Annotated in this window: 13 protein-coding genes and 2 pseudogenes; 7 read left to right on the forward strand and 8 right to left on the reverse strand. The window is 59.9% G+C overall.

What is annotated here, in order from left to right:
• Nucleotides 1-88: 88 nt before the first annotated feature.
• A complete protein-coding gene (locus ACKZ62_RS12395) occupies nt 89-370 on the reverse strand; it encodes a peptidylprolyl isomerase (RefSeq protein ID WP_005788801.1) in 282 nt (93 codons plus the stop codon).
• An 89-nt stretch (nt 371-459) separates the two neighbouring features.
• A complete protein-coding gene (locus ACKZ62_RS12400) occupies nt 460-954 on the reverse strand; it encodes a DUF1543 domain-containing protein (protein ID WP_095184548.1) in 495 nt (164 codons plus the stop codon).
• Between the two features lie 106 nt (nt 955-1,060).
• Between ACKZ62_RS12400 and ACKZ62_RS12405 the strand changes: the two genes are divergently transcribed.
• Nucleotides 1,061-1,882, forward strand: coding sequence for an aldo/keto reductase (locus tag ACKZ62_RS12405; RefSeq protein ID WP_447096747.1), 822 nt, complete (start codon nt 1,061-1,063; stop codon nt 1,880-1,882).
• Between the two features lie 53 nt (nt 1,883-1,935).
• On the opposite strand, the gene ACKZ62_RS12410 is transcribed toward ACKZ62_RS12405, so the two are convergent.
• The gene (locus ACKZ62_RS12410) at nt 1,936-2,451 is read right to left on the reverse strand and encodes an Hcp family type VI secretion system effector (protein ID WP_032886529.1); all 516 of its coding nucleotides are present in this window, start codon (nt 2,449-2,451) and stop codon (nt 1,936-1,938) included.
• Between the two features lie 476 nt (nt 2,452-2,927).
• Here ACKZ62_RS12410 and ACKZ62_RS12415 point away from each other — a divergent pair.
• Nucleotides 2,928-3,095 (forward strand): annotated as a pseudogene (locus tag ACKZ62_RS12415) (type VI secretion system protein TssA); the annotation flags it as partial.
• Between the two features lie 47 nt (nt 3,096-3,142).
• Here the strand turns inward: ACKZ62_RS12415 and tssA are convergent.
• A complete protein-coding gene (tssA, locus tag ACKZ62_RS12420; protein ID WP_447096748.1) occupies nt 3,143-4,549 on the reverse strand; it encodes a type VI secretion system protein TssA in 1,407 nt (468 codons plus the stop codon).
• Between tssA and tssM the strand changes: the two are divergent.
• The 3 genes and pseudogenes from tssM to ACKZ62_RS12435 all read left to right on the forward strand — a co-directional run.
• Nucleotides 4,478-6,688, forward strand: a pseudogene (gene tssM, locus ACKZ62_RS12425) (type VI secretion system membrane subunit TssM); the annotation flags it as partial. The gene tssA and the pseudogene tssM overlap by 72 nt on opposite strands.
• Nucleotides 6,685-7,407 (forward strand): PP2C family protein-serine/threonine phosphatase, encoded by a 723-nt coding sequence (locus tag ACKZ62_RS12430; RefSeq protein WP_447096749.1) that lies wholly within the window; start codon nt 6,685-6,687, stop codon nt 7,405-7,407. The pseudogene tssM and the gene ACKZ62_RS12430, both read left to right, overlap by 4 nt.
• On the forward strand, nt 7,404-8,246 hold the full coding sequence (locus tag ACKZ62_RS12435) for a serine/threonine-protein kinase (protein ID WP_447096750.1): 843 nt from the start codon (nt 7,404-7,406) through the stop codon (nt 8,244-8,246). The genes ACKZ62_RS12430 and ACKZ62_RS12435 overlap by 4 nt, the downstream gene beginning before the upstream one ends.
• Before the next feature lie 8 nt (nt 8,247-8,254).
• Here the strand turns inward: ACKZ62_RS12435 and ACKZ62_RS12440 are convergent, their stop codons facing one another.
• Entirely contained in the window at nt 8,255-8,584 is a 330-nt protein-coding gene (locus tag ACKZ62_RS12440; RefSeq protein WP_447096751.1) for a DUF6388 family protein, read from the reverse strand.
• Nucleotides 8,585-8,868: 284 nt separating this feature from the next.
• On the opposite strand from ACKZ62_RS12440, the gene ACKZ62_RS12445 reads away from it, so the two are divergent.
• Complete coding sequence (locus tag ACKZ62_RS12445) at nt 8,869-10,944, forward strand: PTS sugar transporter subunit IIC/EAL domain-containing protein (protein WP_095184563.1); 2,076 nt, start codon at nt 8,869-8,871, stop codon at nt 10,942-10,944.
• On the opposite strand, the gene ACKZ62_RS12450 is transcribed toward ACKZ62_RS12445, so the two are convergent.
• From ACKZ62_RS12450 to ACKZ62_RS12460, 3 genes are read right to left on the reverse strand one after another with little or no spacing between them, the layout of a single operon-like run.
• Nucleotides 10,941-11,774, reverse strand: a complete 834-nt coding sequence (locus ACKZ62_RS12450; RefSeq protein WP_099602284.1) for a metal-dependent hydrolase — start codon at nt 11,772-11,774, stop codon at nt 10,941-10,943. The two genes, ACKZ62_RS12445 and ACKZ62_RS12450, sit on opposite strands and share 4 nt — an antisense overlap.
• 15 nt (nt 11,775-11,789) lie before the next feature.
• A complete protein-coding gene (locus ACKZ62_RS12455) occupies nt 11,790-12,680 on the reverse strand; it encodes an SDR family NAD(P)-dependent oxidoreductase (RefSeq protein ID WP_032886509.1) in 891 nt (296 codons plus the stop codon).
• On the reverse strand, nt 12,677-14,215 hold the full coding sequence (locus ACKZ62_RS12460) for a flavin-containing monooxygenase (RefSeq protein ID WP_095184565.1): 1,539 nt from the start codon (nt 14,213-14,215) through the stop codon (nt 12,677-12,679). The genes ACKZ62_RS12455 and ACKZ62_RS12460 overlap by 4 nt, the downstream gene beginning before the upstream one ends.
• Before the next feature lie 276 nt (nt 14,216-14,491).
• Here ACKZ62_RS12460 and ACKZ62_RS12465 point away from each other — a divergent pair, with 276 nt between their 5' ends.
• The gene (locus ACKZ62_RS12465) at nt 14,492-15,481 is read left to right on the forward strand and encodes an alpha/beta fold hydrolase (RefSeq protein ID WP_447096752.1); all 990 of its coding nucleotides are present in this window, start codon (nt 14,492-14,494) and stop codon (nt 15,479-15,481) included.
• Nucleotides 15,482-15,548: the final 67 nt, after the last annotated feature.

Here is a 15,548-nt window from a genome sequence, read left to right on the forward strand (position 1 = left end):
CGCTAACGGCATCAGCGTCGCCAGTCATCACATGCACAACGGCCCACCAAAAGGCGGGCCGTTGTTTGTCGCATCAGCGTGGACTGGATCAGTCCTGGCGGCTGGTGACTTCCAGCAGGTGGTAGCCGAACTGGGTTTTCACCGGGCCTTGCACGGTGTTGACCGGGGCGCTGAAAACTACGGTGTCGAATTCTTTAACCATTTGGCCTGGACCGAACGAACCCAGGTCGCCGCCTTGACGGCTGGATGGGCAGCTGGAGTTGGCTTTGGCGATTTCTGCGAAATCGGCGCCGCCTTCGATTTGGGCCTTGAGTTCGTTGCACTTGTCTTCAGTGGAAACGAGGATGTGACGGGCGGTGGCTTTGGCCATGGGGAGTAACTCCTTGAGTAAAAAGGGTGAGCGTACCGGATTCAGGCGGTTATTTCCTGGCAAAGTTCCCGGTATTTGATCGGCCGGTCTCAGGGCAGCACGATATAGTCGTTGCGCTGCAGGATTGCCCGGTGTGGTGCCTGGACGAGGTGCAGATAGCGCCCGTCGACCAGATCGATGGGCAGGCAGTCATCGATATCCAGCACGCCGTCGGTGTGACCCTGGGACCAATGCCCCAGCATCTGTTGCTTGCCCATGCGGGTGGCTTCCTGTTTGTTGCGCGCGACCACCAGCAGGTAATGATGGGCCTCGCCAAAGGTGTTCGCTTCGTACCCACCAAGGTTGATGAAGTACAAGTGATGGGCGCCGGCCTGGGGCGCCAGGTGGCTGAGTTCGACCTTCCAGCCGTCGATGCCATCCACGGCCATCCAGGAATCGATATGCACGCCCTTGGGGCTGCCAAACCAACCGTCGCGCAATTGCGGGTAAGTGGCTTCCAGCGTATCCGCAGCGGCGAACACCACATCGTGAACTTCGATTTTCGCCCTGGGGTGCTTGCCCCCGAGCATCACGATAAACAGCATTGCGGGTCTTTCCTCGCGACTTGGCAAAGGGCAACCATACTTCGATTGAACCCTTTTGTCCGACCAATGCCACACTGTTAACCCGCGAACTCATCAGGAGGTTGTCATGCGTACTATTGATCTGGCCGGCGTTCCCGTCCCTGTCATCGGCCAGGGAACCTGGCGCATGGGCGAAAACCCGGACCAGCACCGCGCCGAAGTCGCGGCGTTGCAACTGGGGATCGACGAGGGCATGACCCTGATCGATACCGCCGAAATGTACGGCGAGGGCGGCGCCGAAACAGTGGTTGGCGAAGCTATTCGCGGTAAACGTGACCAGTTGTTCCTCGTGAGCAAAGTCTACCCGCACAATGCCAGCCACAAGGGTGTGCCGCGGGCCTGCGAAGCCAGCCTCCAGCGGCTGGGCACTGACTACATCGACCTGTACTTGCTGCACTGGCGTGGCCAATACCCGCTTGAAGAAACCGTTGAAGCCTTCGAGCGTCTGCGCGAAGCCGGCAAGATCGGTCGTTGGGGTGTCTCCAACTTCGACGTGGCAGACCTGCAGGAGCTTGCCTCCCCAGCCTGTGCAACCAATCAGGTGCTCTACAACATCGAAGAGCGCGGCATCGAGTTCGATCTGCTGCCCTGGTGGCAACAACATCACTTGCCCTTGATGGCGTACTGCCCGATCGCGCAAGGCGGTGAGTTACTGTCCAGCGCGACGCTCAAGCAGATCGCCCATCGTCATGAGGTCACACCGGCGCAGGTCGCTCTGGCCTGGGTGTTGCGCCAAGAGGGCGTGATCGCCATTCCCAAGGCTGTGTCGCCGGAGCACGTGCGACTGAACGCAGCCGCCGCCAAACTGGTGCTCGATGAGCATGATCTAGACGCCATCGACCGCGTCTTCGGCGCGCCCAAGCGCAAGCATCCGCTGGCGATGGTCTAAACCGCTGGCAGAAACGGCGCCGTCCGTGGCGCCCGTTCCTGCGTGGGGCCGGGTTAACCGGCTACCGGGCTGCGCCAGTCATCCGACCCGGACGTGCCGGACACTTCGTGGGTCCATACGATCTTGCGATAGGTGAAGTACACGTCCTCCAAGTGTGTGAAGTGGGCATTGCTCGGGTCCTGGCAGTTGGGCATGCGTGATTGGATGTCCACGATGGTTGCCCCTTCCAGTTCGATGGTGAAGTAGTGCTCCTGTGCTCCGGCAGATGTGCTGCGCATCCATTCCAGGCGGCACGTGACCTGCTCACCGCTGGTCAAGGCGCTGAACAGGAGTGGTGATGACTTATCGAAGACCTTACTGATCATCAGCGGTTTGTGAACCCTCTGGCCGGTTGGTTGACCGGACTGTGGGTCCCGCGGAACGACTACTTGGTGGGAAAAGGCCTGGACCAGGATCTGGTCTGCATGGCCCTGCTGGTAAGTGTTGCCTACAGAGTCCTGAGTAAATGTGCCTGCCGTAATCAAACCCTGTTTGACGCCGGTGATAGAGAGATACGCGGGTGTTGGCATGACGGGTTTCCTTGCCTGATTGAAAGGTCGTTCACACCGGCGACTGCGCCGGTTGGAGAAATGCCTATAACAAGAAACGTGCCTGAAAGTGTGGGAACCAATAAGTACTTGGTGTCCGTTGAGTGTCTGCGCGGCATGTAGAAAGTTATTGAGGGTTTGGAGGCGGTTTGTCGGGTATTAATTGCGCATAAGTGCGCATTTAATTGCTCATGCCGATAGGGCGCCTGGCAATTGATTTTCGCTGATATTCGATTCGATAGGCTGGTTTTATTGCGCAATATCCGGCATATGCCTTAGTTTACGTCGCCCGTAGGACAAGTCTTAAGTATGTGGTTATTGCTTGCTGAATGTTATTGGCATGGCTAAGGTTTGCGAACTTCGTGGCGAGTCGAGCGAAGCCAAGATGACATTCTAGTGCGAATTTTAAGTTTGCTTAGTTTGTTGTTCGTACCTTGATTAATTGCGTGCGGTCCTAAATGGGATACTCGGATAAACTCTGCGTTCATTATCTTGAACTTGCCAAACTACCCTGTTCGCAAACAAGTTTTGCTGGCGGTGATATACGGTATTCGAGTGAGTATGAAGCCCTGGAGTCTGAACTGGGAAAGATGCAGTCCATTCATGGCGCTGGCCAGTCGGACTACCGAACCTTCTTTGGCCATGGTATTTCTCCTTTTTTTGGCTCGTGAGCCTATTCAAGTACCGCTTCAAGATCGAAGAGGCACAGCCTGCGGTGGGTGTCTTCCTTGCGCTCGCGCACGGCATGGTTTTGCGGCATCAGGTCGCAGCAGCGATGCAAGAGTTGGGTGACTTGAAACGCCAGCTCCGGTTCCCAGCGCTCCAGGCCCGAGCGTTGCAGCTCGACATCCAAATGTTCGAGCAGGATCTTCGCCAGTTCATGCTTGCCCGCGTGGACACATAAACGCGCCTGGGCCAGGCGCCAGTAAAAGCGTGCTCGATCACTGCGGGCGGCGTGCAAGCCTTGCTTGAGTTGTTGCACGGCGGCCTTGAGTCCCTCTTTGCCCAGCCGAGGCAATACATCCTGCAAAGCGATCTCCCAGGGCTCGGCATCGGCCACCACACCGGGCACTTCAGGCGCTTGCAGGTGATGGGAAACATGCAGTGCGATCCAGTCGCGAGTACTGCTGTTGGCAAAAGGAGCGCCATCGTGAAAACGAAACGCGGGTAAGTCCGGCAAGCGTTGCAGCAACAGGGCAAAGCTCACTTCCAGTTCGGTCATGGCGTGCTTCGCCTGCTGAGCCTCCAGGCATTGCCAGATCATGTGCAGCCCGTCGAACCAGAACATGGCACCTGAGAAGCAAGCCTCAAGTTCAACCAGCAGATCGGCGTGATGCCCTTGGCAAAACCGCTCCTGATAGCGTTTGAGCGTGTCGCAGGGCGGCGCGTACAGCGCGGTGACGCGCTCATTGTTGGCGTCCGGATAGCGGACGATGGCCAGCCATGCCAGCGTTCGGCTCAGGTGCAAGGCCCGCAAGTCGGTAGCGTTGTGGCGCAACCACCAGGTACACAACGGACGGGCTTGTTCTTGCAAGGCACGCAACAATTTATGCGCGTCCTTTTCGTTGTTGACCGTCAGCTCGGTTTTCAACAACGGGGTGGTGGCCTGTTTGACGTGTGCAATCACGGCACTCACCCCTGTGACGGCGGGATGACCCTGCGCCGCAAGCTCCATCCGCTGGTCCAGTTGCCTGCGAATCGGTAGCAAGAGCGGCGCGCCCTCGCCCAAATGGGCAGTCCAGAGCTCATCAAGGCGCGAGAGTTGTTCCAGCAACGCTCGGAATAACGGCTGCTGGTCCTGAAGCGAAAGGCTTTGAACAAGCAGTGTCTCAAGGCGCAAGACCAACCAGCCGAACGCCGCGCTGCGGGTGCGCAGCTTTTGCGGGTGCACCGTGGACCAATGATGCTCACAGAGATGACGCAGCAACCCGAGCCCTGCCAGCAGACCGGCAAAGGATTCGCGCTGGTACAGCGCCCACGTCAGCCAGACAGCCAAGCGCAGATCTTTGGACTGCTCACGCAGCAGGCATTCGCTGATGTTCAGAGTCTTTTGCCAGAGCGACAGCGTATCCGTCGACATCAAGGGTTGCTGGCGTTGGCGGCTTCCCTGGCTATTCTCGGCGCGGGAGGGCTGTGGGCCTACAGCTATTCGGTCAACCACCAACGCTTGATGCAACTGGCTCAACTGAGCAAACCACAGCCGTCCGCCGTGCCAGGGTTGGACGTTACCCTGGCGCGGCTGCCGCTGTTAGATGCTCGCTTGGCCGCTACTCAGGTATTTCCCGCGTTGGCGGACGCTCGATTGGTCGAGCGCGGTGGGTTGTATCAAGGGGAGTTGAGTCGGCCGCTGCTGGTGAGTGCCTATGAAGATTCACTGCGTGAGCAGTTGCTGCCTCTGGTCTCCTCGATGCTGGAAGAACAGGTGCGAGCCAGTCTTGGCGACCGCGAGGAACTGCTGGATAGCCTGCGGGCATACCTGATGCTCAGTCTGCGTGAGCGTCGCGATAACGGTTGGCTGGCGCAGCGTGTAGCCGGTCATTGGTCGGTGCGTTATGCCGGTGATGCTGCGACGCAGAATCGGTTGAATGAACACCTTGCAAGATTACTGGGGCTGTCGTTCGAGACGTCCTCGGACGTTGAACTGGTTGCCGAGGCTCGCCAGGAGTTGCGTGGTGAATCCTTGGCAGGCGTGGTCTACCGGGTGCTGCGTGACCAGGCGAGAAGTCTTGAGCCTCTTCGCCTGGCCGAGGGGCGGGGGTTTGTCACTGCCGAGCAGCCCATACCCGGCTTCTACACCAAACGGTATGTGCAGTATTTTGAAAGGCAAGGCCCGCGCCTGGTTAACTCCATCGCTCAGGATAATTGGGTCATCGGGGAGGGCGCAGATCTGAGTGCACTGGATTTGCGGCGTTTGATGCTGGAGCTGGAGCAGCGCTATTTCAGTGAGTACGCTGATACGTGGAGTGAGGCCCTTGGCCAAGTCCGTCTGCAGGAAAGTAACAGCCTGAGGCAGCATGCGGACGGGCTTGCCAGCCTGGCGTCAGCGCAGTCGCCGTTGGTGCAACTGTTGCAACAGGTTCGGGAAAATACGCGCTTGCTCTTGGCCACTGATCGCCTTGAGGCCGTTACCCAACAGGTCTTGGATGTGGAGACTTCCGCTTCCAGTGTGTTGCTCAGCCAACTGCAGGGGCAGGCTGCACCTGACTCTGCCCGACGCGCGCTGCAGCGTCGTTTCGAACCTCTACATCAATTGCTGGATGCGGAACAAAACCCCGGCGTTGAGCTGACGCAGGCTTTACGGCTGCTCGATGGATGGCATCTGCAACTGGCGGCCCTGAACCGCGAAGGCGTGCCGGAGCAGGCGGTATTCACGATGGTCAGGCAGCGTATGGAAGGGCAACAGCCGTTGTTGGGTAGCCTGCGTGATGCTGCTGCGCGCTTGCCGCTGCCGCTCAAAGGCTGGTTTGAAGGCATTGCCGATGACAGCTGGCGACTACTGCTCGACGATGCCTATGTGTATATCAATCAGCGCTACCAAAGTGAGGTCTATGGCTTTTACGCCAAGGCGATCCAGCATCGGTATCCGTTCGATGCCACTGCCACCAGTGATGTCGCCCTAGGCGATTTCCAGGCGTTTTTCAAACCCCAGGGCGCCATGGCGAGCTTTTATGAAAGCTACCTGCGCTCCTTTGTCAGTGCCGAGGGCAGTCGCTATCGCCTACGGGGACTCGATGGCCGTAGCCTGGGGCTGTCGCGCTCACTGTTGGACCAACTGACCAGAGCCCAGATGATCCGCCAGGGCTTCTTCACTGAAGATCAGGGGGACTGGGCGGTGCGGTTCACGCTGGCTCCCTATAGCCTTGATCAGGCAGTCAGCCGTGCCGTCTTGAGCATTGGGGATCAACACCTTGAATACCGTCATGGTCCGATTGTGCCTATGGCGTTCCAGTGGCCGGGCGAGACGGATAATGGCCGTAGCAGCCTGGTACTGGAGAGGGGTGTGCAGCGCCCGTTGGGGATTGAAAAAAACGCGGGCCCCTGGTCGTTGTTTCGATTTTTCGAGCTGATGCAAAGTGAGCCAGCGATTGGTCAGGGCGCACAGCTGATCAAGGCCGAACTCGATGGCATGCGCGCCAACTTCCTGCTCAGCAGTCAGCGCAGCCTCGGTCCGTTCCAAATGGCGAACTGGCGCACATTCCGCTTGCCGGAGCAACTGTGAACCAGGCACATACCGCGGGATACAGTGCTGGGCGAACGGCCCGGGGCAAGGCGCGTTTGCGCAACGAGGACGCGTTTCTCGACTGCCCCCAGCGGGGGTGTTGGGCAGTAGCCGACGGTATGGGTGGTCATCAGGCTGGGGATGTGGCCAGCCGCTGGGTAATCAGCAGCCTGGCTTCGTTACCTGATCAGGGTAGCTTTGACGAACGGGTCGAGGCCGTGAGGCGGTGTTTGCGATCGCTCGACAGTGAAATGGGGCAAGCAATAAATCAAGCCGCCGAGGGCATCATGGGCAGCACCGTGGTGGTGCTACTGCGCGAGGGCAATCGCGCCGCGTGCATTTGGGTCGGGGATAGCCGTTGCTATCTGTGGCGGGGGCAGCGGTTGTACCAACTGTCGCGGGACCACTCGCTGTGGCAGCACCTGATGGACAAGCAGCAGTTGAGCCTGGAGCAGGCCCAGGCCCATCCGGATGCCAAGGCGTTGACCCGTGCCATTGGCGGCCGACAGCCACTGAGCCTGGCAGTGCTGGAACTCAGTATCCAGCCGGGGGATGTATTTTTGTTGTGCAGCGATGGTTTGTATCAGGGACTCAGCCACGGCGAACTGGGCAGTGCCCTGAGTGTGGGGACACCCTTGCAGGTCGTGGATCGCTTATTTACCAACGTGATGCGAGGGGCCGCGCGGGATGACCTGACGGCCGTGGTGGTTCAGCCATGAGTGCAGTCACCGGCCCACCGAACCTGCTTGCAGGACGCTATCACCTCGAACGCGAATTGGGCACAGGCGGGATGGGCGTGGTTTACCGCGCCCGTGATCTGCTGCACGAGGCGTTCGGCGAGCCCAACGCATGGGTGGCGCTGAAGCTGCTGGGCGATACGCTCGCCGAATCCCCCGACGGCCATGTATTGCTGTACAGCGAGTTCGCCCTGACCCGAAGCCTGCGCCACGATCATGTGGTCAGAACGTTTTCCTTCGAGGTTGACACCCCGCGCCAGGTTGCATTCTTCACCATGGAGTTGCTCACCGGTATGACCCTGGACCGGCTGCTCAAGGAGTGCCCTGATGGATTGCCTTGGAGGGAGCTGAAACCCATCGCAATGCAACTCTTGGATGCGCTGGCGTATGCCCACCAGCAGGGCGTTCTGCATGGCGATGTGAAGCCCGCCAATATCATGGTGGGCGAGCAGGGTGTGCAGTTGTTTGATTTTGGTTTGGGGCATGGCGAGGCACAGCAGGCCGCAGGTTTGCCTGGCTTGAGTCGCAGCCGCTTAAACGCCTGGACGCCGGCGTATGCGGCACCGGAATTGCTGGCGGGCGGGCGCCTGTCTGCCAAGGCCGATCTGTATGGCGCGGCCTGTGTGATCTATGAACTCGCCCAGGGAAACCGCCCCGGCAAGGGGCAGTTGAATAAGCCATTGCCGAGGCCACGACAACTGCCCCGCCAGTGCTGGTCCGCGTTGCGTTCTGCGTTGGAGGTGGACCCTGAACGACGCACCCTTTCGGCCGAAGAATTGTGCGAAGCGATAAATGGACGGCGACGCCACTGGTTTTTTTAGTGGGCGTATCAGCCGTTCAAATCGTGCAGTTGGCAGTATTCGACCCAACTCAGTCCGGCCATCTGCGCCACTTCCTTGTGCACTTCCAGGCGCAGGGCCTCGAAGTCCTCGGAGGAGTCGGTGGTCAGTTTGAGCGTCAACTCCCATGCAAAGAGACCCTGGCGTTCGGCTTCTGCCTCAAACGCTTCATGCAGCCGTTCGGCGCGGTACTGTGCCAAGGTTTCGCCCTTGGCCTGGGCGGCCAGCGGGTTCAGGGTGTTCAGTTCTGCGGCCACATCGGGGTGTTCGTTCAAGAATCGGTCCAGCGCGAGCTGGTGGTTATCGCCATGTGGTGACAAGGGTGTGCTCCAAATCAGATGGAATCAGGCTTCAGTTTTTGGCCCGAGACGAGCCATATGCGCATTAAGCGCAGACAACAGGTATTGAAGCAGATTCCAGGATCGGCTCAGGTCACAACATTCAACAATTAAAAAAAACCGGCGTTGCCTGCTATTCATTGCTGAAATTTCCGCCCTGAACATGGCAAAAGGCTTTCGCTCCCGGTGTCAGGACGTGTAGCGTTAGCCCCGGTATTTTGGGCACTGCCTTCCATGGGCAGAGGGCGATGGGCAGAGGGTGGGTCATGGCGCAAACGCTGTTCAAACTGTTCTTCACCCAGCGTCTGGCTGCCTTGGCCAGTACCGAGTCGTTGCGTGCGATCCGCGAAGGGCTGCTGTGGATCCTGCCGTGCCTGCTGGTGTCAGCGGGTTTTCTGATCCTGTCCGAATGTGCGCGGGTACTGGGGTTCGATCCGCAGGTGGTAGCGCTCCTCGCAGGGTTGCACAACCAGATCAGTTCAGTGATTCCGCTGCTGGTGGCGGCTTCCATCGGTTACATGCTGGCGATCCAGTACCGCCTGCCGCAGCTACCGGTGGCGTTTCTGTGCCTGGCCCATGTAGTGGTCGCGACCTTTATCCTGCGCGAATACCCCCGCGCGTCTGCCACGTTCGTCCTGTTTATCGCCATTGCCTCACCGCTGCTGAATGTGCCGGCCATGGCCTGGCTGTACCGCTACCGCTGGACCCGCCTGGTTAATGAAGACCTGGTAGGGCACAACCTGCGGGGTACGATCAATATGGTGGTGCCCGGTGCCATCACCGCTCTGGCGCTGGTGGTGGCGCTGTCTTTGTTGCTGCAGATTCCTTATGTGGCGCAGTTGCAGGGGCCCCAGGTGATTGAAGCCCTGGAGTCGCCCTATGGCAGCGGTTTGTTTGTCACGTTGATGAACTCGCTGTTGTGGTTTTTCGGGATCCACGGCGTGTACGCCATGCAACCGCTGTTCGACGTACTGGATCAGGCGGTGGTGCTCAACGGCGCCGCGCTGGCAGCAGGTGAGCCGATTAAATATGTACTCAACAGCGGCCTATTGGGCAGTTTTGCCTTTATCGGCGGCTCGGGCGGTGCATTGTGCTTGCTGGTGGCAATCCTGCTGTTTTCCAAGAGTCAGTCGATGCGCCTGCTGGCCGTGGCGAGCTTGCCGCTCTCGCTGTTCAACGTCAGTGAAGTCCTGCTGTTCGGCCTGCCGATCATCCTTAACCCACGCCTGTTCATTCCGTTTCTGGTAGTCCCTGCCCTGAACGCAATGGTGGCGTTGACCGTGGTGGAGTTGGGGTGGGTATCTCCGGCGGTGGCCAGCGTGCCGTTCACTTCCCCGGTATTGCTCAATGCCTACCTGAGCACCCACGGCGATCTGGCGGCAGTCGCGCTGCAAGTAACGCTATTAGCCCTGGGTACCCTGGTGTACGCGCCGTATGTACGTGCAATCCATCGCCAGGCCGCTGAAGGTGGCACGGTGTACTTGAAATCCCTCGACATGACCTTCCGAGGCCTCGAAGAGAAAGGCCGGCTGCGCGAGCTGGACCCGGTGCTGGCGTCCCACAGGACCTTCGCGCGCCAAGCCAATGAACTGAGCCACATCCAACAGATCAGCGACTACGAGTTCTACCTTGAATTCCAGCCGCAGGTCTCGACACGCACCGGCCTGTGTACTGGCTGCGAAGCGCTGATGCGCGCCCGCGATGCCCAGGGCACCGTGCATTCGCCGTGGGAATTCCTGCAATGGTTGGCGCAGGCGCGGCTGATGCCGGACGTGGACGTGTGGGTGGCGTCCCAGGCGATTCGTCAGTATCAGAAGTGGCAAAAGCTCGGTTTTGCGCTGCCCATGACCATCAATATTTCCAGCGCGACCCTGACCGACGCGGCCTATGGCGAACGCCTCGTGGAAATCCTCGCTCAGGCCCATGGACAGGTGTCGGTGGAAATCACCGAAGACGCGCTGATCAGCGACATCCCGGCCACGCGCCAGACCATCCGCAAATTGCAGGACATCGGCGCCAAGGTCTATATCGATGACTTCGGCACCGGGTTTTCGGCCCTGAGCTATCTGCACCAATTCCCGGTGGACTTCATCAAGATCGATCGCAGTTTCGTGGTGGCCCAACACGATCCCAAAGGCGCCCAAGTGCTGACCGGCATGCTGCGTTTCTGCGAAGCGCTGAACCTGGGCGTGGTGGTGGAGGGCGTGGAGACCGCCGAGCAGTTGGCCTTCCTGAACACCGGCCCTGAGTTGATTATCCAGGGCTGGTATTTCAGCAAGGCACTGCCGGGCGATCAGTTGGAAGGCTTTGTGCGCGAGCGTGAAGCCTTGGCGCAAGCCTAGTAGCCGCGCTGAGTCTGTTCGATGTCTTCGATCAGGCTGTCGATGCCCTCCAGGCGCGCGCGGTTATCGTGGTCCCAAGGATGAAAGCCGGGTTTGAAGTAGTGCAGCCAAGGCCGCAGCATCCGTGGGAAAACTCCCTTGGGCCCATACAGAAACTTCAGCATGCGCCAGAAGCCTTTGAGGTGCCCGCCGGCCTTACGGTCTGCGATCAAGAGGCGTACGTGGAAATCCAGTACGACCAGCCAGAAGAACACCGTGGTGGTCAGCATGGCGCCGGTGCGCAGCAGATAGCGCTTGGGGCCGGGCTTGATCACCGTATTCCACACGTCGAAGGCCACAGCCTTGTGTTCGGTTTCCTCCAGAGCGTGCCAGTACCACATCTGCTGGTAGCCCTTGAGTGAGTCGCCAAAGCGGGACGGATCGCTGAGCAGGATTTCCGCAAGCATCGCTGTGTAGTGCTCAAGGGCAATGGTGATTGCTAGGTTGAAGGCGGGCGGAAAGTGTTTTTTCTGCAGGTCCAGGACGAACTTGAGACGACGGTCCAGGGTGTGTGCCGGCAGCCCTGCCGCTTGCATCAGGTCGTTATAGGCCACGTGTTCGCGGCTGTGCATCGCCTCTTGGCCGATAAAACCCTGGATCTCTTTTTTCAGCGCAGGGTCCTCCACGCGCTGGCGGTAATGGCGCACGCTGTCCATGAAAAACAGCTCGCCCTGGGGAAACAGCAGGGACAGGGCATTGAAAAAATGCGTGATGAACGGGCCCTGTTCGTGCCAGTTGGTGATGCGCTCGGCGGGCAGGACAAAACGGACGTCGCGGCGGATAGGCAGCATAGTGCGTGCTCCTGTTCAGAGACGGGGTTCGTCATTGGTTTCAAATACTGGCCTGCGTTGCTTGGGCGCCATGCGTTTGCTGGCGAACACCACCAACGCTTGATAGGCCGCGGGCAGGCAACGGGCGAGCAGGTCGAGGAAATACGCATCGCGGCCGATCAGCACGCGGCGTTTGTTTTTGCGGATGCCTTGCAGGATCACTTTGGCGGCCTGGTCGGCATCGGTGATGAAGAGTTTTTCGAAATCGGCGCGGGCTTGCTGTTCGCTGTGGATCAGGAAGCCGGTCATGTTCGCGTCGATGCGGCTGCTGCGGCAGATGTCGGTCCGAATGCCACCGGGGTGAACGCAGGTGGCCGACACGCCGCAGCGTTGCAGATCCAGTTCCTGGCGCAGTGCTTCTGTGAAGCCGCGCACGGCGAATTTAGTGGCGTTGTAGCCGCTCATTCCCGGTTGGGCAAACAGGCCAAACACGCTGGAGGTGTTGATTACATGACCTTCGCCGCTGGCTTTGAGATAGGGCAGGAACGCCTTGGTGCCGTGGACTACTCCCCAGAAGTTGATGCCGACAATCCATTCCAGGTCGGCATAGTCCACGCCCTCCACGGTGCTGGAGAGGGCCACCCCGGCATTGTTGAACACTAGGTTGACCTGGCCGTGCTCAGCCATGCAGCGCGCGGCCCATTCTTCCATGGCCTGGCGATCGGACACGTCCAGCACCTGGGTGGTGATCATCACGGGTGACAGGGTGGAGGTCTTGATCAGCGTCAGGGTTTGCTCCAGGCCTGAGGCGTTTTTGTCCGCCAGTGCCAGATGGCAACCTTCCCGCGCGAGTGCCAGAGCCAACGCGCGACCCATGCCGGATGCCGCGCCAGTGATGGCCGCCACGCGACCGTTGAATGACTTCATGACAGGCTGCCTTCTGCGGTGGAATGGGCGGCCGCCGCGGGACGGGCGGGCGTATTGAGCGGTAACCGATCGACTTCATAGTCCTTGAGCGCAAACTGTCGCGTGACCTGCTTGAAGCGCCACGTGGAGCCGGGCCACAGGGTGGTGTTTTTGCCGGTGCGCGGGTCGAGGTACCAGCTCTGGCAACCGCCGGTGTTCCAGATGGTGCGCTTGAGTTGGTCCTGCAGTTGGCGGTTGTACGCTTGTTCCACCGCTGGCTTGACGTCCACTGTGGCGATGCGCTGGCGCTGCATCTGCTTGAGTGCGTCGAGGATGTAGGTCACCTGCGCCTCGATCATCAGAATCATCGAGTTATGCCCCAGACCGGTATTGGGCCCGACGATCAAAAACAGGTTGGGATAACCCGGTACCGTCGTGCCCTTGTAGGCATGGGCGCCGTCGTGCCAGGCGTCCATCAGGTCCACACCGTCGCGCCCGATGATGCAGTCGCGGGGCACGGGGTCGGTAGCTTGGAAGCCGGTGCCGAAGATCAGGCAATCGGCCGGGTGCTTGATGCCGTCGGCGGTGATCACGCCGTCGGCTTCGATGCGCAGCACGCGGTCGGTGACCACCTCGACATTGCTGCGCGACAGCGCCGGGTAGTAGTCATTGGAGATCAGCACGCGCTTGCAGCCGATGGTGTAGTCCGGCGTCAGGGTCTTGCGCAGGGACGGGCGGGCCACTTGCTTGTGCAGATGGCGTTGGGCGATTTTCTGCACCATCTTCATCAGCCTCGGGTGCAGGGCAAAGCCCACTACGCGACCTTCCAGCGCCCAGTAAAAGGCGCCGCGCACCAGGCGCTGGGTGAAAGGCAGGTGCTTGAACAGCCAGCGTTCGAGGGGCGAAATTGCCCGGTCAGGCTTGGGCATGATCCACGGTGGCGTGCGCTGGAACAGGTCCAGGTGGGCCACCTGCGGCGCAATCTGCGGCACGAACTGGATGGCACTGGCGCCGGTGCCGATCACCGCCACGCGTTTGCCTTTCAAGGAATAGTCATGGTCCCACTGCTGGGAGTGGAAGCGCTTGCCCTTGAAGTTCTCCAGGCCTGGAATCTCCGGCAGCGCCGGGCGCGACAGGCCGCCCATACCCGATACCAGCACCCGTGCGCTCACGTGCCGGCCATCGCTGAAGCTCAATTGCCAGCGTTGCTGCTGCTCATCGAATACTGCGCGTTCAAGGCCCTTGTTGAAACGCAGGTAAGGCGCCAGGCCGAAGCGCACAGCGCATTGCTCCAAGTAGGCGCGTATTTCCGCTTGGCGCGCGAACTGTCGCGTCCAGTTCGGGTTGGGCGCAAAGGAAAACGAATACACATGGGACTGCACATCGCAGGCGCAGCCTGGGTAGTGGTTGTCCCGCCAAGTACCGCCGAGGGTCTCGGCCTGTTCGGCGATAAAGAAGTCGGTGAATCCGGCCTCTTTGAGTTTGATGGCCATGCACAGGCCGGCGAAGCCTGAACCGATGATGGCGATGTCGATGGATTCACTGTGGGCATTCATAGGCTGTCCTTGATGGGCATCGGATGTGCTCCTGTTTTTGTTTTGTCTTTTAGATAAAACACCATTGCAAAGGAAAATTGAATTAATTATTTTAAAAAAGATTTTAAATAATCTACCTGAAAATATCGCCTACGCTAGGACCATGTTTGGTATGCACCACTTGTCCGACGGACGAGCACGGTCCGCATGAGGTCAAAGTCCAGGGGGCGGGCGATGGCTGAGGCCTTGACCAATTCCGGTCGGGTCGCCAGCAGCAGGGAAGCAGAGGACCGAGCTATGGCTGTGGAGTGGGTTGCCGCTGCGGCGGGCGCAAGTGCGGTGTTGTGGGGCTTCAGCGCCTGGATGACACGGCGCATTGAAGCCGCTGTCCCCATCAATGGGCGCTTGGTGGAGGTCGATGGCGAGCGCTTTCATTATGTAGAAGAGGGCAAAGGCCCACCCCTGGTGATGATTCACGGGCTGATGGGCAGCAGTCGCAACCTGACCTATGCCTTGTCCGGCCAGTTGCGTGAGCATTTTCGGGTGATCACCCTCGACCGTTCCGGGTCGGGTTATTCCACGCGTCATAAAGGCACGGCAGCGGACCTGCCGGCCCAGGCGCGGCAGGTCGTAGCGTTTATGCGAGCACTGGGCCTGGAAAAGCCCCTGGTGTTGGGGCATTCCCTGGGCGGAGCGATATCCCTGGCCCTGGCCCTCGACCACCCCGAGGCCGTATCCGGCCTGGTGCTGGTGGCGCCGCTGACCCATCCCCAACCCACCTTGCCGTTGGTGTTCTGGTCGCTGGCGGTGCGACCGGCCTGGTTACGGCGCTGGGTCGCCCATACCCTCACCGTGCCCATTGGCCTGTTGACCCGGCGTTCGGTGGTCAAGGGCGTATTCGCCCCGGACACCGCTCCCGAAGATTTCGCCACCCAGGGCGGCGGGCTTCTGGGCATGCGCCCCGACAACTTTTATGCAGCCTCCAGCGAGATCGCACAGGTCAACGACTTCCTGCCGGACATGGTCAAGCGCTACTCGCAACTGACGCTGCCCATCGGCCTGATCTATGGCGCGCGAGACAAGGTGCTGGACTTTCGCAAACACGGCCAGGCCCTCGCCGACAAAGTGCCAGGCCTCAAGCTGCAAGTGGTGGAGGGACGCGGCCATATGCTGCCAATCACCGCAACGGCGCGAGTGGTTGAAGCGGTGTTGCAGGTGGCCAAGCGCGCGCGTCCGGCGCAAACGGCCACAGTCCTGCATCCGCCCTTTGCCCTGGCGAACAAATAATCGTGGTCCTCATTGCGGGTTCGAACGGCGCAAATGCTTGCCCTAGAGACCTGACCAAACGGCTGAA

The organism is Pseudomonas sivasensis, assembly GCF_052938085.1.